This is a genomic window from Bacteroides sp. DH3716P, from assembly GCF_025914115.1.
Lineage (GTDB): Bacteria > Bacteroidota > Bacteroidia > Bacteroidales > Bacteroidaceae > Bacteroides > Bacteroides ovatus.
On the sequence record NZ_CP083673.1, the window covers coordinates 4,308,526 to 4,328,657 of the forward strand.

14 protein-coding genes are annotated in these 20,132 nt (G+C 40.9%); 7 read left to right on the forward strand and 7 right to left on the reverse strand.

Going from position 1 to position 20,132, the window contains the following annotated elements; all coding sequences use genetic code 11:
- Positions 1-2 precede the first annotated feature (2 nt).
- The 6 genes from KQP79_RS16145 to KQP79_RS16170 all read right to left on the reverse strand — a co-directional run bounded on the left by KQP79_RS16145 (position 3) and on the right by KQP79_RS16170 (position 9,413).
- Positions 3-1,319, reverse strand: a complete 1,317-nt coding sequence (locus tag KQP79_RS16145) for a DUF4302 domain-containing protein (protein WP_234120835.1) — start codon at positions 1,317-1,319, stop codon at positions 3-5.
- A gap of 12 nt (positions 1,320-1,331) precedes the next feature.
- On the reverse strand, positions 1,332-2,228 hold the full coding sequence (locus tag KQP79_RS16150) for a putative zinc-binding metallopeptidase (protein WP_009040342.1): 897 nt from the start codon (positions 2,226-2,228) through the stop codon (positions 1,332-1,334).
- A gap of 22 nt (positions 2,229-2,250) precedes the next feature.
- Positions 2,251-3,819, reverse strand: coding sequence for a RagB/SusD family nutrient uptake outer membrane protein (locus KQP79_RS16155; protein WP_008643928.1), 1,569 nt, complete (start codon positions 3,817-3,819; stop codon positions 2,251-2,253).
- A gap of 23 nt (positions 3,820-3,842) precedes the next feature.
- Positions 3,843-7,433, reverse strand: a complete 3,591-nt coding sequence (locus KQP79_RS16160; RefSeq protein ID WP_061447875.1) for a SusC/RagA family TonB-linked outer membrane protein — start codon at positions 7,431-7,433, stop codon at positions 3,843-3,845.
- Between the two features lie 151 nt (positions 7,434-7,584).
- The gene (locus KQP79_RS16165) at positions 7,585-8,748 is read right to left on the reverse strand and encodes a FecR family protein (protein ID WP_008643931.1); all 1,164 of its coding nucleotides are present in this window, start codon (positions 8,746-8,748) and stop codon (positions 7,585-7,587) included.
- 62 nt (positions 8,749-8,810) lie between these two features.
- A complete protein-coding gene (locus KQP79_RS16170; RefSeq protein ID WP_004317021.1) occupies positions 8,811-9,413 on the reverse strand; it encodes an RNA polymerase sigma-70 factor in 603 nt (200 codons plus the stop codon).
- 44 nt (positions 9,414-9,457) lie between these two features.
- On the opposite strand from KQP79_RS16170, the gene KQP79_RS16175 reads away from it, so the two are divergent.
- Positions 9,458-10,465: an NAD-dependent epimerase/dehydratase family protein gene (locus tag KQP79_RS16175; protein WP_008643933.1), complete on the forward strand. Its 1,008-nt coding sequence runs from the start codon at positions 9,458-9,460 to the stop codon at positions 10,463-10,465.
- Complete coding sequence (locus KQP79_RS16180) at positions 10,456-11,421, forward strand: phosphatase PAP2 family protein (protein ID WP_004302696.1); 966 nt, start codon at positions 10,456-10,458, stop codon at positions 11,419-11,421. The genes KQP79_RS16175 and KQP79_RS16180 overlap by 10 nt, the downstream gene beginning before the upstream one ends.
- Before the next feature lie 89 nt (positions 11,422-11,510).
- Here KQP79_RS16180 and dusB read toward each other — a convergent pair whose 3' ends face one another.
- Positions 11,511-12,506 (reverse strand): tRNA dihydrouridine synthase DusB, encoded by a 996-nt coding sequence (gene dusB / locus KQP79_RS16185; protein WP_004317023.1) that lies wholly within the window; start codon positions 12,504-12,506, stop codon positions 11,511-11,513.
- A gap of 126 nt (positions 12,507-12,632) precedes the next feature.
- Between dusB and KQP79_RS16190 the strand changes: the two genes are divergently transcribed.
- The 5 genes from KQP79_RS16190 (at position 12,633) to KQP79_RS16210 (ending at position 20,064) form a co-directional block, all read left to right on the forward strand.
- The gene (locus tag KQP79_RS16190; RefSeq protein ID WP_008643938.1) at positions 12,633-13,922 is read left to right on the forward strand and encodes a peptidase U32 family protein; all 1,290 of its coding nucleotides are present in this window, start codon (positions 12,633-12,635) and stop codon (positions 13,920-13,922) included.
- Positions 13,923-13,962: 40 nt separating this feature from the next.
- The gene (locus KQP79_RS16195; RefSeq protein WP_004317026.1) at positions 13,963-14,364 is read left to right on the forward strand and encodes an acyl-CoA thioesterase; all 402 of its coding nucleotides are present in this window, start codon (positions 13,963-13,965) and stop codon (positions 14,362-14,364) included.
- Positions 14,361-15,485 carry a DNA-processing protein DprA gene (gene dprA, locus KQP79_RS16200; protein ID WP_015531849.1) on the forward strand — a complete coding sequence of 375 codons (1,125 nt, stop codon included), beginning with the start codon at positions 14,361-14,363 and terminating at the stop codon, positions 15,483-15,485. Before KQP79_RS16195 ends, dprA begins: the two co-directional genes overlap by 4 nt.
- A gap of 875 nt (positions 15,486-16,360) precedes the next feature.
- Positions 16,361-18,136 (forward strand): oxaloacetate decarboxylase, encoded by a 1,776-nt coding sequence (locus KQP79_RS16205; RefSeq protein WP_061447876.1) that lies wholly within the window; start codon positions 16,361-16,363, stop codon positions 18,134-18,136.
- 272 nt (positions 18,137-18,408) lie between these two features.
- On the forward strand, positions 18,409-20,064 hold the full coding sequence (locus KQP79_RS16210) for an IS1182 family transposase (RefSeq protein WP_004312012.1): 1,656 nt from the start codon (positions 18,409-18,411) through the stop codon (positions 20,062-20,064).
- The last annotated feature ends 68 nt before the right edge of the window (positions 20,065-20,132 follow it).

The window sequence follows — 20,132 nt, forward strand, 5'->3', positions numbered from 1 at the left end:
TATTAATTACTTTCGTTTTCTTTTACCATTAAGATTGAGTTATACCAGCTCCAGTAACCCATTAGTCCGGAGGTTGAATATTCATCAGATGAATAAGCCCAGATTATCAATGATGTAATTTCCTGGCTTGCTTTATCCGCAAAGTAAAAAGTGAAAGGGTTGCTGTTTGTCGTCACATTTATCAATCCGTTGCGTAGGCGTGATGGCAGACTTAATTCTGTGTGGGCATAGCCTTCCACACCTGCCGCGCACGCAAAGTAATAAGACGATGAAGAAGTCGAACTTATACTTTGTGAATCTAAAACTAGTTTTCCGCTGGCTTTGTCATACTGGAGGGTGAAGTTGAATCCGCCAATACTTTTCAGTGTATAACTTTCTCCTCTGACTTTAGGAGAGATGGTTACAGATTGCGAAGTTGGCCCTTCGTCATAATCGTCAATCGTTGCAGTGTAGGTACCGATATAGTCTTCATATTGTAGATAGTTTTCGGGATAATATTCTTTAAGTACGATGTCAGTTGCTCCTGCGTCGGTACAAACAAATAGTCTGGACTTTCTATCCCATTTGAAGTTTTGGACTTCAAGTCCGTTGACATTGTACGGGGATTGTAACTTTAATCCTTTTTCTGTGTAGATATAGGGTAAACTTCTTGCACTACTATAATCGGCGCTGTAAGCGGAGAATGTAGCCATTGTGCCATTGTTGCGTATAAAGTAATTCAGTACTTGTCCGTCTTTCTCCATGCGGTATGTATTTAGAAAAGCATCTTTCTCAATGTTAATGATATCTTCAATCTGAATACGCCATGGTATATCTTTGGGCATAGGCGTCATCTCCATTATGTTTTTGTATTTTTTTCCTTGCAGAATTACTTTGTCGGGAGTTGCGCTCATTATAATAAACTCGTAATCCCCTCCTAGGTTCATGTTCAGGCCTAAAGGACCTGAAAACATATGGATCAGTGGGTTGTATGAGTCGAAAGTGAGCATTGTGCTTTGTTCCGATTTTACTTGATACAGAGAGGTTATTATAGTTCCCGGTTTATAGCTTTCTGCGCCTGTTTCCGAAGCCATTTCTACCTGCTTCCCGTCAAATTTCATTAGTAAAGTGACTGCACCTGCAGAATAGTTGCTTCCTATGTAATATTCCAGTTTCCAGCCGTTCGGCACATCTTTAAGAATCTCCTGGCATTTGATTACATCGGCTGTGGCTCTATTGGCAGATGATTCGTCGAATATTTCTTCTTCGGAGAAAAGACAAGATTGCAAAACAATGCAGGCCAATGCCAGAAGTGTGTATATGGATAGATATTTCTTCATAATTTTCATATTTTATTCAATAATACTTAAGTCTACATAGCCGTTTGCTATGTCATCCTGGCGTCGTAGAACAATCTCGCGTAATTCGTCCAGATTGATTCCCCAGGTTTGTTCCATATAACTATAGACTATTTCGAATTTCTGCTTTATGAGTGTACGGCCGTTTTCACCGGCATTTTGCAGCATGTTATTCCAGTAGTCTTTGGTATTTGTGACATACACTGCGATGTTCTCCACAAAATCTTCACGTGATTCACTCATTGCATAAGGAGTGACAAATCCTTGTTGCCATGCATTGCGGTCGGCTCCCACCATATACCAGTCGCTACCGATGTAGGCATTTTCCGTAATACGGTCAAAGGCCGGATCGTAGTTTTTAGTTTGATGCAGAATATGTGCGAACTCATGGTGCATTGTCTGGAAATAGTAGTCGTTTAACAGGTTAATATCTATTTGGTCGGGATTGATGTCATTTACATTGTATAATGTAATTTTCATGCCGCCTTCAGCTGTTCCTAATACCATAGTTCCATTGTCTTCATAGGCGGGGGAACCGATAAAGTGGATTGTCTTAGGAATATATTGGCGTAAGAAGTTCGGATTGCCTGTTGCTTCATCGTATGCTTCCAGCCACACATGTTTGATAATTTTAGCCAGTACCACAGACTTTTTGTATTCGGCAGGTGCTAATATGTGTGTCATGTCGCTCTCGTTATCTTCCATGCGATATTTTAATGCAATGTTGTATGGATGGGTATAATTGCCTAATATCCACTTGTCGAATGGGTTACGATCTACTTCTTCTGTGGAGAAAATGCTGTTTGCTTTGTCTACGTCTTCGTCATTGTTGCAAGCACCCAGTCCACAGGTCAATGTCATGATTAAACTGTATATGATGTATTTCTTCATATTTTTTTCCTCCTAAAGTTATTTAGTCATTTCTTGGATTTGGTTGCATACCTGCTGTAATGACACTGGCCGGTAGCTGAATTGCACGTCTGGGGTCATTCGTGTCCATCTTGTCGGTGATATTCACCAAGGTATAACCTTCATAATAGCGGCGGTAGATTATAATACCATAGCGTTTTATATCTTGCCATCTAAGCCCCTCTTCTAAGGTTAGCAGACGTCTTGCATGTAGAATACAATGTATTAGATTCTCCTGCATTCCTTTTTCTACTACAAAATCCGGATGCAATTCCTTTTTTACTGTCGGAGCTTCCGGTGTGTAATATTTTAGTCGGGCATAAAAATCATTGATTGTCTCCTTGGTCAAAGTTTGGGTGTTTTTTGTAAAGGCTTTCTGCCAGGCATCTATATCGGCGGCAGCTTCGTCATAACGTTTTAGTAACGTGTAGGCTTCAGCCCGGCAAAGCAATGCTTCGTCGGTGGTAAAAGCAGGATACAGCATGTAGCCGATCCAACTGTTGCCCGACGTGAATTGCTGATAGATAACTAAGCGGCGGAATCCGTTCTTTATAGAGCCACCGGGTGAAAATGGGATCTGATGATAACTTGACTGATCTCCCCATGGACCTTCGGATTTACAACTTTCCGAAGCAGTAATATTGTTCATGCAATATCTTTCGCAGTTGGCATAACCCGGATCGGAAACCAATGGCCAATATGAAGCTGCTGATATTACCATTAGATTGGCACGGTTATCTGCATCAACATAAGCGTTCGGCTGTATATTCTTGTTGGGAGATAAAGCTCCTAATGCAGCCCAGTCACGTAAATATTGGGACGCATTATTACCGAGTACTATATTGGCATAATTGATAACTTTCTGACAGTTGGAAAAATCCGGTTGTGTATAATATAGATAAAAGCGGGCTGCAAATGCATAAGCAGCCTTCTTATTAAAATGATATTTTACCCGTAAGTAAATATTGTCATCAATTAAAGGTAGCCCTTCTTCTAAATCGGCTGCAATATTTTTGTATACTTCAGCAACTGTTCCGCGTGAGTATTGTGGATTTACAGATGTTTCCGGTTCTTTTATGTAAGGTATACCCAAGTCTTTGTCCCCATTTGTACCATACGCTTTGCAGAATGTGGTAGCTAATACAAAATGATTGTATGCACGGCATATCAAAGCTTCGCCTTTTTGGGCTGATAATGATTGAGGATTTCCCATCTGCTCAATAGCCGCCAAGGCTTGGTTGGCTGATGCAATGGAGTTATAACAGTCATTCCATAAAGCATGAGGAGAGTCCTGATTTTCTTCAGTCGTTTGTTGCCAACGGTACAAATGTTCGTTTAATCGGAAAAGGTAGCTGTATGCTCTGCTATTTTCATCGATATTGTCACTGTAAAATTCTCCTATGTGGCAGTTGGTAGTCATAGGATATGCAGATACCAGAACTTTAGTAATACTTTCTTCAGTAGTCAATTCGGTTCGGTTATCCGGCATTTCATCTAAAAAGTCACTACAGGAAGTTGTTCCCAAGCATAGAGCTGAAATGAGTGTTGTATATAAGACGTTTCTGTATTTCATCATTTTTATAATTATCTGAGTGGTTAAAATCCTAATCTAAGAGTCAATGTAAACTGACGAGGTACAGGGGAAGCTACTCCACCGGTATTGAAGAATTCCGGGTCCTGTCCGTTGAGTTTTTTATCTGCATAAATCAGGAATAAATTGGTAGCCTGAAGTTTCAAAGATAAATTAGATATCTTTGCTGGTGCAATCCATGATTGGGGGAAGTCATAGGACAAGGATATTTCCTTCATACGGATAAAGTCTCCCTTGGCAATTCGTTCTGTAGAATAATTGTAGGCATTATATGCATACATTAAATCTTTATTATCTTCATATTGGCGTTTCGAGATAATAGCGGGGATATTCGTGCGTTTTTCATCACCTGGCACTGTCCAGCGATTCTTGAATTCGCGTGGCATAGAAGATAAGTCACTGTATTGATAGCTGAAACATGGATTCAAACGTACTACATTACCAAATGAATAGGTGATGAATACATTCAGTTTGAATGCTTTATAAGTGAAAATATTACCAAGACTTCCTGTTATGGTAGGATCAGTAGGACCTTCATATTTTAGGTAGTCTATGTTGTCACGTGTCTGAAAATCAATATCGGTACTGGTTATTTTTCCATTGATATTATACATCGGGATACCATTTGAATTTAGGCCGACAAATGGAATGGAAAACAAACCACGTACCGGGTAACCCTGACGGGCAAAACCGTAACCTGAAACTAAATCCATTACGCTGGAACGGGCATTCAGTTCTGTAACTTCATTTTTTGCTTTGGAAAAGATGAAGTCTGTATGCCATGAAAAGTCTTTCGACTGGATATTCTTACTTGAGATGGTGAACTCGATACCATGTGATTTCATGGAAGCTATATTGGCATATTTGTAGATAGAACCGCCTACTCCTTGTGTCGGGGTAATACCAATCAGGTCATAGTTGTTGCGTTTATACCAGTCGATCGAAAAATTGATCCGGTTGTCTAAGAATCCCATGTCGGCACCGAGGTTCAACTCATGCTTTTTTTCGTAGGTTAATTCACTGTTTTCAGGATCAGATACATAAAGTCCTGTTTCCTGTCCGCTGGTGAAAGGACGAAATGGTGAATAACTAGTGATTATGGCATGTGAGTTGGTCACATATTCCGGTCCTCTATCGGCTGTTAAAGAGTAGGATGCTTTGAATGTTAAGTGTGACAGTACAGAGCTGAATGTCTTGAAGAAATTTTCTTCATGTACATTCCATGCTCCTGACATATTCCATGTAGGAAGCCAGCGGGAAGAACGGCTTTTTCCCATGCGATTGGTGCCTTCATAGCGGAATGTTCCGTTTACTGTATAACGTCCATCATAAGAATAAGTTGCGTTGGCAAAGCCTGCTACACTTCTTGTTGTTGTATGGTTTAATCCATAATAGCTTTCACCGGATTCAATGCCCTTCTTGAAGAATTCATATACATACGATGGTATTTCACCCATTGTATATTGCATTCCCCATCCTTGAAAATAATTTTGCATACGTTTCAAATCATTTACTTCCATACCGGCGAAAAGATTGGTTATATGCTTTTCTGCAAATAAATGATTCCAGGATGCTGTGGCACGGAAGTCTACCCCCAACATACGATAGTCCTTACGCTGGTAAATACCTCCTTCCGGTAGTATACTGATAGGCAAAGCATACGGATTATCCGGATTGGTATACAATAAGTTGTTTTCGTCACGAATGGTAGCGTCGTCCATTCCTGTGCGATAAGCGGTTGCCTGATTCGAGTGATCTTTGATATTGTGTTCTTGTGAAGAAGCCTGATATCTGACTGCTCCTAATGCACTTAGTTCTAACTCCGGAAGTGCTTTCCATTTTATTTCTCCTTGAAACTTAACATCAGCTACATTCAAATCCATATAATTGTTATCCAATTCATGGAGGATATTGAACGGTGCATAGTTGGCTGTATAGTCAACTGTTGGATCTAATGCACGTGATGTATTTAGTGCATACGAATAGGGATTGATGTCAAACTGACGGGTAACTTCTCCACTTGCTGCATTAACCTCTGAACTTAGTGTCCCGGGGGCTTTCTGTTTACGGTAGGAAGCACTGGAGATCAGGTTTATAGATAAATTCTTATATATATTATATGTTGTATTTAAATTAGCAGTATAACGTTTTACTTCGCTTTGTTTATACCATCCCGGATCTGACATCGCACTTAATGAAGCATAGAATGAAGACTTTTCAGTTCCGGAAGTGATGCTGACCGAATGGTTTTGTGTAACGTTGTTGGAAAATAAGGTATTGAACCAGTCGGTATTTCTCATTTCCGCTTCGCGCAGGTAAGCATTACGTGCTTCCGGCGTGTTGGCAAGTCCGAATTGTCCTGTAACCGGGTTATATTGATTGATTAATTGATACATACGTCCATATACACCACTATCTTTGGCACGGTAAGTATCGCTGTTATTAAGCCATCCTTTCTGCTCCATCTCTTTGTAGATTCCCATTTGTTCCTGCGAATTCATAATGTTGAATTCTTTATAACTGGGAATCATACGGGTTGTAAATTCACCGGTATAGCTCATTTTGCTAACGCCGGCTTTTCCCTTCTTGGTTGTTACTACAATAACCCCTGCCATGGCTCGTGCGCCATAGATAGAGGTTGCTGATCCGTCTTTCAATATTTGAAAGCTCTCGATATCATCTGAATTCAACCCGGCAATGGCTGAACTGATTAGCGTCTCTGCATCTCCTGAAGATAAGTCATCCGGACCTACGTCAATAGCATCCTCCATGATGACTCCATCTACTACCCATAATGGCTTTGAACTACCGAAAATAGATGTGGCACCGCGTACCCGAATTTTCGGGGCAGTACCAAACGTGCCGGAAACATTTTGTACAGATACGCCTGCGGCGCGTCCTTCAAGTCCACGGCTGATATCAGGCAAACCATCTAGTTTCACTTCATCTGCGGACAATTGTTTGGTTGCTCCTGTAAACAGGCGTTTATCCATTTTTTGCATACCTGTTACTACTACTTCTGATAAAGTTTGTACATCAGGCATTAATGTAACATTCATAGTTGGGGTAGGAGTCAGATCTTGTGGCTTCATTCCTATATAAGAAAATTGTAACAGGGATTTATTGGATACATTTTCTATCGAAAACTTTCCGTCTATGTCTGTTAATACACCGGACTTGCTTCCCTTGATGACAACAGTTGCACCGATGAGAGGCTGTCCGTCATCACCGGAAATTACCACTCCTTTTACATTGAATACTTTCGCTTGTTTGGAAGGACCTTTGGAAGTAATTGTGATAAATTGATCTTCAATATGGTATTCTAGTGGCTTATTGGCTAAGATAATATCGAGAGTCTGCTCTATACTCTTATCTTTGACAGAGCCGGAAACGGTGAATTTCTTGACATCGTCATACGTAAATAGGATTTTGTAGCCGGAGAGTTTTTCCAGACGTTTAAGTACGGACGGCAATCGTTCGTTGCTAATCTCAATCGTGATTTTCTTTTGTGATTGCGTTTGAGCATTAACTTGGTAAGGCTGGAAGCACAATACGCATAGAAAACACACAATAAATAAGTTCCAATTATTTCTCATACGTTTGTTTTTAATAACACTATTTGGATATGTTTATATAACTAATGCGTATGAGAAAAGAAAATGGATACCCCTTTTGCGATTTATTTTTTAATAAAAGTGATATTTTGTTGTTTATTGCATAGATTTGTTATACTTATGCAATAAAAACCTAGTCTATGGTAAGCGTATTGCCTTGCAAGGTGACAGTGACTTTTTTCATTCTATTAAGCAATGAGATTGTATGCTCTAAATCTTTAGTGCGATCGGATATGAAGTGCATTTTATACGTCATTGCTTCTTTGTTTCTGAATTCTATGTTTACATTGTACCAGCGTCCTAAGTTTTGCATAATATCTTTCAATGTAATATTGTCAAAATAGAAATAGCCGTCCTTCCAATAGACGTAAGAGTCTAAGTCTACTTCTGTTAGAACGAAATTTCCATCAGATTGCAGGTGGGCGTCTTCTCCCGGATATAGTCGGGTATATGATCCTCCTTTTGTGTTACTTACTTCTACTTTCCCGTTAATAAGTACTACATGAGTATCTTCGGGAGTATAGCTACGTATATTGAATTCCGTGCCGAGAACGCGGGTTTGGACTGACTTGGTTTTTACAATAAAGGGATGCTTGGCGTCTTTGGCCACCTTGAAATAAGCTTCGCCTTCTAAAGTAACGATACGCTCGTTGCCAATAAAGGCTGTAGGGTAAACAAAATTACTATTAGCATTCAGCCAGACTTCTGTGCCGTCACATAATACCACTTTGAAACTTTCACCTCGTGGTACGGTAAGTACATGTGTCTGTGTAGTTGTTGAGATGACTTGCCTATAATCCAGCTCTTTCTTTTCAGACTTTGCAATGGCGGTTTTAGGCAGGACTTGATTGTTTGACTGCGGTTCGTCTAACACAACTTTTTCTCCGTCATCTTTTTGCAAAACAATATGTTGGGGAGTAGTATCAGCAGTGAATACAGTGATTGGTTCGAGTGCAGGGGTTGTCAGGCTATTAATTAAATAGTAACTCCCGAATAGAACGGTAATCATGGCGGCTATTCCGATAGTTATCTTCCAGAGATTGGAACGCATTCGTGTTGAATGTTGTTTTTTCTTAAATCGCTCCAATTCCATTTCTACATTAGGAAGCTCTATTCCTCCTTTTTGTTGTAGGAAAAGACTACTATCCATGATGTCGCGACAAGCTTGCAGGACTTCTTTATCTTTAAGCATCTCCTGCAGCTGTTCGTCGTTTATCTCTGAAGAACTCTCCATGATGTCGAGCGCCTTCTCTACAGATTCATCTGTATTATTTATATTGTCAATATCTTTATTCATCACTGTTTGACTGTATCATACTTATTTATATTACGTTTAATCATAAAATAAAGATACCTGATTTATGATTTTTTTGCACATTCTTCACGTATCACCTGTAATGCTTTCACAATATGCTTCCTGACTGCACTGACACTGATATTTAATTCTTCTGCCACTTCCTGATATTTCTTGCGTTGAATATAACATTCTTCTAAAATATGCCTGGTATGTGGAGTCAGTTTTTCCATTGCCTTGCTGATATGCATCATTCTTTCATCCTGCTCCAGATATTCCGTTTCAACATAACTTTTGGTCAGTTCGGAATAGATTTGTACATACTGTTCATGTATATTCTGATGTCGCAGGAAGTCAATGCTTTTGTTGCGAACGTAAATGTATAGATAAGATTTAGCCGTGGCTTTATCTATTTTTGCATAATTGGCCCAAATAAATTCGAAGGCGTCGCTTACGATATCCTTGCTAGCCTCCATATTATTAATCAGGTGAAATGCATAATAATAAAGTTGAGGATAGTACTCTTTAAAAAGAAAATCAAAATCGGCCTTATCTTCCACGTGCTTTAAAAGTGTTGAATAGTAAATAAATCGCGTTGCAAATAAACAAATAATAATTGAGAAAAGCAAAATGGCTTTTATTTTATATTTATCGTATCTTTGTGGCATCATATTTTTTCAATTAATATTCATGTAGGACCTGAAAAGTAATAATGGAGAGTATTTTAATTACAGGCGCGAGTGGTTTTATCGGCAGTTTCATCGTGGAGGAAGCGTTGAAGCGAAAGTTTGGTGTGTGGGCCGGGATTCGTTCTACGAGTAGCAAGCGGTATTTGAAAAACCGGAAAATCCACTTTCTGGAACTGGATTTTGCGCACCCTAATGAACTTCGTGCCCAACTCTCCGGGCATAAAGGCACTTACAACAAATTTGATTATATCATTCATTGTGCCGGTGTTACAAAGTGCCCCGACAAGCACTCTTTTGACTATGTAAATTATCTTCAGACCAAATATTTTATCGATACGTTGAAGGAGCTGAATATGGTTCCGAAACAGTTTATCTATATCAGTACATTGAGTGTGTTCGGACCTGTACGTGAGAAGGACTATACTCCGATAAAAGCGGACGACCCTGCGGTACCCAATACTGCTTATGGATTGAGCAAACTGAAAGCGGAGTTGTATATTCAGAGTATGCCCGGTTTCCCTTATGTCATTTATCGTCCTACAGGAGTCTATGGACCTCGTGAAGCTGATTACTATCTGATGGCAAAGTCTATCCGGAAACACGTTGATTTCTCGGTAGGTTTCCGTCGTCAGGACTTGACCTTTGTGTATGTAAAAGACATTGTGCAGGCTATTTTCCTGGGAATAGAGAAAAAAGTAGTTCGTAAGGCGTATTTTTTGACAGACGGGAAAGTTTATAAAAGCCGTGCCTTTTCGGATCTGATACAAAAAGAATTGGGTAATCCGTTTGTTCTTCACTTGAAATGTCCATTAATTGTGCTAAAAGTTATATCTTTGTTCGCTGAATTCATTGCTACACGTTCCGGGAGGAGCAGTACCCTGAATTCGGATAAATATAAGATAATGAAACAACGCAACTGGCAATGCGATATAACCCCGGTAATGGATGAACTGGGGTATGTGCCCGAATATGATTTGGAAAAGGGAGTTCGGGAAACCATTGCCTGGTATAAAAATGAAGGATGGCTTTAGACTTATTTAAGCGCGTAGAAACCCGGAAAGGGTTGTTTGCTGTGGAAAAGATTACATTGATTTATAATCTGTTGACTTCCATATTGATTCTGTTCCTGTTTCAGCGGATGGATCATCCATGGCACATGTTGCTGGATAGGGCTATGATCGCGGCTATGACTTTTTTATTGATGTATCTTTATCGTCTTGCTCCCTGTAAATTTTCGGCGTTTGTGCGTATTGTCATTCAGATGAGTCTGCTGTCTTACTGGTATCCGGATACTTTCGAGTTCAATCGTTTCTTTCCGAATTTGGATCATGTATTTGCAACTGCCGAACAGTTTATTTTCAATGGTCAGCCTGCTATTTGGTTCTGCCATACGTTTCCACATCTTATAGTCAGCGAGGCATTCAATATGGGATATTTCTTTTATTATCCGATGATGCTGATTGTGGCTCTATTCTATTTCATTTATAAATTTGAGTGGTTCGAAAAGATGTCTTTTGTGCTTGTCACTTCTTTCTTTATTTACTATCTGATTTATATATTCGTTCCTGTTGCAGGCCCTCAATTCTATTTTCCTGCCATTGGTATTGATAATGTATCTAAAGGTATTTTTCCTGCTATCGGTGATTATTTCAATCATAATCAGGAGTTACTTCCCGGACCGGGCTATCAGCACGGATTTTTTTATAGTTTGGTGGAAGGCTCGCAGCAAGTGGGTGAACGTCCTACGGCGGCATTCCCCAGTTCGCATGTAGGCATTTCTACTATTCTGATGATTATGGCTTGGCGTGGCAGCAAGAAGTTGTTTGCCTGTCTTATACCTTTCTATATGTTGCTCTGTGGGGCTACCGTATATATTCAGGCGCATTATGTGATTGATGCCATTGTTGGTTTCTTCTCTGCATTCCTATTGTATGTAGTCGTAACCTGGATGTTCAAAAAGTGGTTTGCGCAGCCGATGTTTAAATAGAAACCAAAGACCTTGACGTTTTAATTAGATCATGTTATTCTTCAGGAACAAGTACAAGTTCCTGAAGAATAGATATAATAGGTGCTGATTTAAATTTCCGGATTTTCTTTGCGTTGGGAAGTGATTTCATCAAATATCCGGAAAAGCTCTTCTTTTGTTTCTGCCCGTAACATCGCAATACGTGTGTTGCGGAAGTTAGGGATTCCCTTGAATAGAGGGCTTGCGGCCAGATGACGGCGTACATGCAAAATACCTCTACGCTCATCGAGCAGATTAACGCTGTCTACCACTTCCTGACGAAGTACTTCCATACACCATTCAAAACTAAGTGGAGGTAATTCTTCACCTGTCTCTAAATAGTGTTTTACTTCCTTGAATATCCATGGACGACCGAAGCTGGCGCGACCGATCATCACAGCATCTACTCCATAACGGTCAAAACACTCCTTACAGCGTTGAGGACTGGTCACGTCTCCATTGCCGATAATGGGAATATGCATTCTCGGATTATTCTTCACTTCGCCTATCAGTGTCCAATCCGCCTCTCCGGTATACATTTGTGCGCGGGTACGGCCATGTATAGTCAATGCGGCTATGCCACAATCTTGCAATTGTTCCGCTAATTCTACAATTACTTTATTGTTTGCATCCCATCCCAAACGAGTCTTCACTGTTACGGGTATTTTCACCGCATCTACGACAGCACGGGTGATCTCCAGCATCTTGGGGATATTTTGTAGCATACCTGCTCCTGCACCTTTTCCGGCGACTCTTTTCACCGGACATCCGAAGTTTATATCCAGAATGTCAGGTTGTGCCTGCTCTACAATCTTGGCAGCTTCCACCATTGTCTCTGTATCTTTCCCGTATATCTGGATGGCGACAGGACGTTCTGCGTCACTGATACTTAGTTTCTGTGCAGTCTTGCTGACAGCACGTATCAGTGCATCACTCGATACAAACTCGGTGTACACCATGTCTGCTCCGAATTTCTTGCACATCAGACGGAAAGCCGGATCGGTTACATCCTCCATCGGGGCAAGTAAGATGGGGTGTTTTCCTAAATCTATATGGGCTATTTTCATATATGAATCTGCTTATTTACTGTTTATGATTGAAGTAACTTCTTGTTTTCGCTGCAAAAATACGGAAAAAAGCCTACCTTTGTACGCATTCATTTGCTTAACTGATACAAATAAGTAATATATTCTATGAGTCTTAGTTTGAAAGATTTTGAAGTAATGGCTCCTGTGGGTTCGCGCGAATCTCTTGCTGCGGCCATTCAGGCAGGTGCCGATTCTATCTATTTCGGTATAGAAAACCTGAATATGCGTGCCCGTTCGGCTAATACATTCACGATTGATGATTTGCGGGAAATAGCCCGTACGTGTGATGAACACGGGATGAAGAGTTATCTGACGGTCAACACGATTATCTATGATAAAGATATCCCTCTGATGCATACCATTGTCGATGCGGCCAAGGAAGCAGGAATTTCTGCGGTAATTGCAGCTGATGTGGCAGTGATGAATTATGCCCGTCAGATAGGGCAGGAGGTGCATCTTTCCACCCAGTTGAATATCTCCAATGCGGAGGCTTTGAAATTCTACGCGCAATTTGCAGATGTGGTAGTATTGGCCCGTGAGTTGAATCTGGAACAGGTGGCCGAGATTTATCGTCAGATACAGGAAGAACATATTTGTGGTCCGAGCGGCGAACAACTTCGTATCGAAATGTTCTGCCACGGCGCGCTTTGTATGGCAGTATCGGGTAAATGCTATCTCTCTTTACATGAGATGAATCATTCGGCCAATCGCGGTGCTTGTATGCAGGTATGTCGTCGTTCTTACACGGTTCGTGATAAGGAAACGGATGTGGAACTGGATATTGATAACGAATATATCATGTCTCCCAAAGACTTGAAGACCATCCATTTTATGAATAAAATGTTGGATGCCGGTGTACGTGTATTCAAGATTGAAGGCCGTGCCCGTGGACCTGAATATGTACGTACGGTGGTTGAATGTTACAAAGAAGCTATCAAGGCTTATTTGGATGGAACATTCACCGATGAAAAGATTGCGGCTTGGGATGAACGCCTGAAAACCGTATTCAACCGTGGCTTCTGGGATGGATATTACTTGGGACAGCGTTTGGGCGAATGGACCAGGAATTATGGTTCGGCAGCTACGGAACGTAAGATTTATGTAGGTAAAGGTATCAAATACTTCTCCAATATCGGAGTTTCCGAATTCCTGGTAGAAGCTGCTGAAGTAAGTGTAGGCGATAAGCTTCTCATTACAGGGCCGACTACCGGTGCCCTATTTATGACTTTGGAAGAAGCCCGTGTTGACTTGGAATCTGTGCAAACAGTGAAAAAGGGACAGCATTTCTCCATGAAATCGGATAAGATACGTCCCAGTGACAAACTGTATAAACTGGTATCGACCGAAGAATTGAAGAAGTTCAAAGGACTCGATATTGAGCAAAAAAGAGGCTAACTGTTATTTCTCAACTTTTAATTCTCAATTCTCAATTTAAATGAACTATATCTATGAATTGGACATGAAGGTTCGCGATTACGAATGTGACCTTCAAGGTATTGTCAATAATGCCAATTATCAGCACTATCTGGAACATACCCGTCACGAGTTTCTGACGTCGGTGGGTGTCAGTTTTGCTGCACTTCATGAGCAGGGAGTCGATCCGGTAGTGGCACGTATTAGTATGGCATTCAAGACTCCATTGAAAAGCGGAGATGAGTTTGTATCGAAACTATATATGAAAAAGGAAGGTATCAAATATGTGTTTTATCAGGATATCTTCCGTAAGAATGATAATAAAGTAGTAGTGAAATCCACTGTTGAGACGGTATGTGTGGTAAACGGACGTTTAAGTGACAGCGAATTGTTCGATAATGTCTTTGCGCCCTACCTGAAATGAACAGCTCCGAAGAAGAACAAATTTATAGTATTGCTCTGACAATGGTGCCCGGTATCGGGCACATAGGAGCAAAACATTTGATAGATGGAATGGGTAATGCCGTTGATGTCTTCCGTCTGCGCAAAGAAATACCGGAACGTATTCCAGAAGTAAGTCAACGGGTGATAGAGGCATTGGATTGTCCGCAAGCTGTGCTCCGCGCTGAACAAGAATATGAATTTATCCGGAAGAATCGGATCTCCTGTCTGTCCTTTCATGATGAGGCTTATCCTTCCCGTTTGCGGGAATGTGAAGATGCTCCTGTCGTTCTTTTCTTTAAAGGAAATGCTGATCTAAATTCCCTTCATATCCTGAATATGGTAGGAACCCGTAATGCTACTGATTATGGGACACAAATCTGCGCCTCTTTTCTGCGGGATCTGAAGGCACTTTGTCCTGATGTGCTTGTAGTTAGCGGCCTTGCTTATGGAATCGATATTCATGCGCATCGTGAAGCTTTGGCTAATGAATTACCTACAGTAGGTGTTTTAGCTCATGGGCTGGATCGTATTTATCCTCATGTCCATCGGAAAACAGCTGTTGACATGCTTGAAAAAGGGGGATTACTGACCGAATTTCTGTCCGGAACGAATCCCGATCGCCATAATTTTATCAGTCGAAACCGTATTGTTGCCGGTATGTGTGATGCTACCATCGTCATTGAGTCGGCAGAAAAGGGAGGTTCATTGATTACGGCCGAACTTGCTGAAGGTTATCATCGCGATTGTTTCGCTTTCCCCGGTCGCATGAGTGATGAATATTCAAAAGGATGCAATCGGTTGATTAGGGATAATAAAGCATCCCTGTTATTATCTGCCGAAGATTTTGTGCAGGCTATGGGCTGGAATATACCGATGACTCTTTCGGAAAAGGTAAGTGTGCAACGTAGTCTTTTTATCGAATTGTCTGAAGAAGAGCAGAAGATAGTTGCTATTTTGGAGAAACTGGGAAATCTGCAAATCAATTCTCTTGTGGTAGAAGCAGATATTCCCGTAAATAAGATGACTGCCCTACTGTTTGAACTGGAAATGAAAGGGGTGATTCGTGTATTGGCAGGAGGAATGTACCAATTATTGAATTAACTCACATGAACTAATCTCACATATAGACATAAAAAAAGGAGCAACGCCTTGCTCCAACCTTTGTTAACCTTAAATCTAATACTATGAAAAAAATCACATGACAAATGTAAGCGTTCAACTGATTCTTTCCAAATAATTCTGTTGTATTTGTTTCTCTTTTAAATTCTTTCACTGATTTTCACTGTTATCGGACACGACGTACTTCTAGTGGATAAAATATGGCACATTTATGGTAAATAATGGAGAGAAATGCAAGCCTTCTTGAATATGTTTTCATAGTCATTCGAAGGGCTCGTGAAATGAGACTTAAAATAAGTGCTTTGTTGGTTTAAAAGGAACACCCCGTTGGTTTAAAACCAAGGCATCGTTCCTTTAAAACCAACGAGGTGTTCCTTTTAAAGGAAAATATATACTTGTATGTTGCTGTGTATTTGTGCTTTACAATTTACGATTTTAGGTTCTCACTAATACCATTATTTACTAGAGTAATAACAATAAAAAATGATGAAATCTTTATTTTAATGATTCAGTCAATATTGCATCTTATATTAATTATTGTAATAGTAAGTTTGAGTATAATAAAGCCTTTGACAAGTGGATTATGCCTGATGGTTATCTTGGTTTGTTTATACCTTGAATGAAGGTGATGAAGTATTTGGCAATCTTAAAGGAATGATATATGTACGAACATAAAACAATTTGATTTGTTATTTATAGTGAATGGATCTATATAGAGGTGGTTTTATTGCATTATGATATTAAACATCTCTTTATATCTATTTTTTAAGGTGATTGTTTGACTATATGTCAGTTTAAACCTTTATATTTGTATATGTGAAGTTAACCGAAGAAAAAATCACTTATTATTGGCTATGATGAAAAAGGAAATTAAATTCAGTCTTGTTTATCGGGACATGTGGCAATCTTCCGGTAAATATCAACCTCGGGTTGATCAGCTTGTCCGTATCGCTCCTTTGATTATTGAGATGGGCTGTTTTGCCAGAGTTGAAACGAATGGCGGTGCTTTTGAGCAAGTGAATCTGTTGTACGGCGAAAATCCTAATAAGGCTGTCCGTGCTTTTACCGCACCTTTTAAAGAAGCGGGTATTCAAACGCATATGCTCGATCGCGGATTGAATGCGTTGCGCATGTATCCGGTTCCGGCAGACGTACGTAAATTGATGTATAAAGTCAAGCATGCGCAAGGAGTGGACATCACACGCATTTTCTGTGGACTGAACGAAACAAGAAATATCATTCCTTCTATTAAATATGCTTTGGAAGCAGGTATGATTCCGCAGGCAACTCTTTGTATCACCTATTCTCCCGTACACACTGTTGAGTATTATGCCCGAATTGCCGATCAACTGATTGAGGCCGGTGCACCTGAAATATGCTTGAAGGATATGGCGGGTATCGGTCGTCCGGGTATGTTAGGAGAATTGGTCAGGACTATCAAGGAGAAACATCCGGATATATTGGTTCAATATCATGGTCATAGCGGACCAGGATTGTCTATGGCTTCTATTCTTGAAGTTTGTGAAAATGGTGCGGACATCATTGATGTAGCTATGGAACCGATGTCTTGGGGCAAAGTGCATCCGGACGTAATCTCTGTGCAGGCTATGTTGAAAGATTTAGGTTTCCAGGTTCCCGACATAAATATGAAAGCATATATGAAAGCTCGTGCCATGACGCAAGAATTCATTGATGATTTTCTGGGTTATTTTATGGATCCTACCAATAAATACATGTCTTCACTTCTACTGAAGTGTGGTTTGCCGGGTGGTATGATGGGTTCCATGATGGCAGACTTGAAAGGAGTACATTCCGGTATCAATATGATATTAAGGAGTAAGAATGAGCCGGAACTTAGTCTGGATGATTTGCTTGTGATGCTTTTTGATGAAGTGGAATATGTATGGCCTAAGCTGGGTTATCCTCCTTTGGTGACTCCTTTCAGCCAGTATGTGAAGAATGTTGCATTAATGAATCTTATGCAGCAGGTAAAAGGAGAAGATCGCTGGACAATGATAGATAACCACACTTGGGATATGATTCTGGGTAAAAGTGGACGTCTTCCGGGTAAGCTCGCTCCGGAGATTATAGAGTTGGCGAAATCTAAAGGATATGAATTTGTTGATACCGACCCGCAGTTGAATTATCCGGATGCTTTGGATGAATATCGAAAGGAAATGGATGAAAATGGCTGGGAATATGGAGAGGATGACGAGGAGCTTTTCGAACTGGCCATGCACGATCGCCAGTACCGTGATTATAAGTCCGGGGTTGCCAAAAAGCGTTTTGAGGAAGAGTTGCAACATGCTAAGGATGCGGCAATGGCAAAGAACGGATATTCGGAAGAGGAAATTAAGAAATTGAAGCGCGCCAAGGCAGACCCGGTCATTGCTCCTGATAACGGGCAGGTACTTTGGGAAGTTTCCGTAGAGGGACCATCCATTGCTCCATTCATCGGACGTAAATATCAGCATGACGAAGTTTTTTGTTATCTTTCTACCCCGTGGGGAGAATATGAAAAGATTCTGACCGGATTTACCGGAAGGGTTGTGGAGATATGTGCACAGCAAGGTGCCAATGTACATAAAGGAGATGTAATAGGTTATATTTTACGGAGTGATATTTTTGCGTAGACTCTTATAAGAGTTAGGGTATAGGTAACTCAATAAAGAATTTTAGGGACTGTCTAACAAGTCTTTTTTTAACGATTTCGAAGGTGTGTCAAAATGCACACCTTCTGTTTTTTACGCACAAAGCCCCGACTTTCACAAGCTGGGGCTTTGTTATTACCTAAAGATTTTNAAATGCACACCTTCTGTTTTTTACGCACAAAGCCCCGACTTTCACAAGCTGGGGCTTTGTTATTACCTAAAGATTTTGTATCTTTAGGCATAAGAATTTCACTATGACAAAGATACATTTTCGTCCTTACAATCCCAACCAAACCGTTCTTTTTCCTCAAAGAATTGATGAGGATATTGCAGAAAACGATCCGGTGCGCATGGTTGACGCCCTGGTTGAGGGCTTGAATCTTGAAAGTTTCAGAAAGCTGTATAAGGAATGCGGGCGCAGCCCTTACCACCCCAGGATGATGCTCAAGGTCATTCTGTATGCCTATATGAACAACATCTACTCCTGCCGGAAAATTGAAAAGCTCCTTCACCGTGACATCCATTATATCTGGCTGGCCGGATATGAGAAACCGGATTTCATTACCATCAACCGTTTCCGCAACCGGGTGAAGAAGGAAATCAACGAGGTGTTTACGCAAACCGTAGTTCTTCTCTCTTCCAAAGGCTTCATCAGCCTGAATGTGGAATACATTGACGGGACAAAGATCGAATCCAAAGCCAACAAGTACACTTTCGTCTGGCGAAAAACGGTTGAGCGGAACCGTGAACGCCTGATGAAGAAGATACATGTCCTGTTAGGGCAGATAGACGATGTCATTGCCCGGGAGAAGTCATCAGAGAACAATGAGGAGGTTGGGTTCACTCCGGCCATGCTGACTGAAATGGCAGGAGAATTGCGTCATGCACTGGAACAGGTTTCCGAGCCATCCGCGAAAGAGGAAAAGACTGAACTGAAAAAGAAACGCAAACAGTTGAAGGAACTGGAAGAACACAGGGACAAACTGCAGGAATACGACTGCCATCTGGAAACGCTGCAAGAGAGGAATTCCTATTCCAAGACGGACAAGGACGCTACTTTTATGAGAATGAAGGAGGATGCCATGCGCAACGGACAGACGAAGCCCGGTTACAACCTTCAAATCGGCACCGAAAATCAGTTCATCACCGATTTTGCACTCTTCCCGAACCCTACGGATACACTGACCCTGATTCCTTTCCTGCAATCTTTTTCAAACAGGTATGACCGGATGGCCCATACGGTGGTTGCTGATTCCGGCTATGGCTCCGAAGAGAATTACCGCTTCATGTCCGAAAACGGCATGGAAGCCTACGTAAAGTACAACTATTTCCACATGGAGCAGCGGCCGAGATTCAAACCGGACCCGTTCAAGGCCGAAAACTTCTACTACAATGAAGAACATGACTTCTGCATCTGCCCTATGGGGCAAAGGATGCGGAGGATAGGCACCAGGAATGTGAAAACCGCATCCGGATATGTCAACGAAAATGCACGGTACAGAGCTGTCAGGTGTGAAGGCTGTCCCCTGCGATGCCGCTGTTTTAAAGCAAAAGGAAACAGGACGATAGAACTGAATCATAGGCTTAGACAATACAAGCGGAGAGCCAAAGAACTGCTCTGCTCTGAGAAAGGACTGAAACACAGAGGGCAGAGATGCATAGAACCGGAAGCCGTGTTCGGACAAATTAAAAACAATATGAACTACAAACGTTTCCGACATTTTGGAAAGGACAAGGTCTTCATGGACTTTGCCTTCCTAGCCATTGCCTTCAATATAAAAAAGATGTGTGCAAAACTGACAAAAAAGGGTATGAACTGGCTGATTAGACTGTTTTATGAGCTTACAACTGCTGTTTTTAGATGCTGGGAACACATAAATCAAAGAAATCTTCAAAAGATCGCAGCTTAAAGAAAGTGAACAGATTTGTATAGTGATGAACAAAAAAAGAGGTGCATCGTGCATTACGACACACCTCC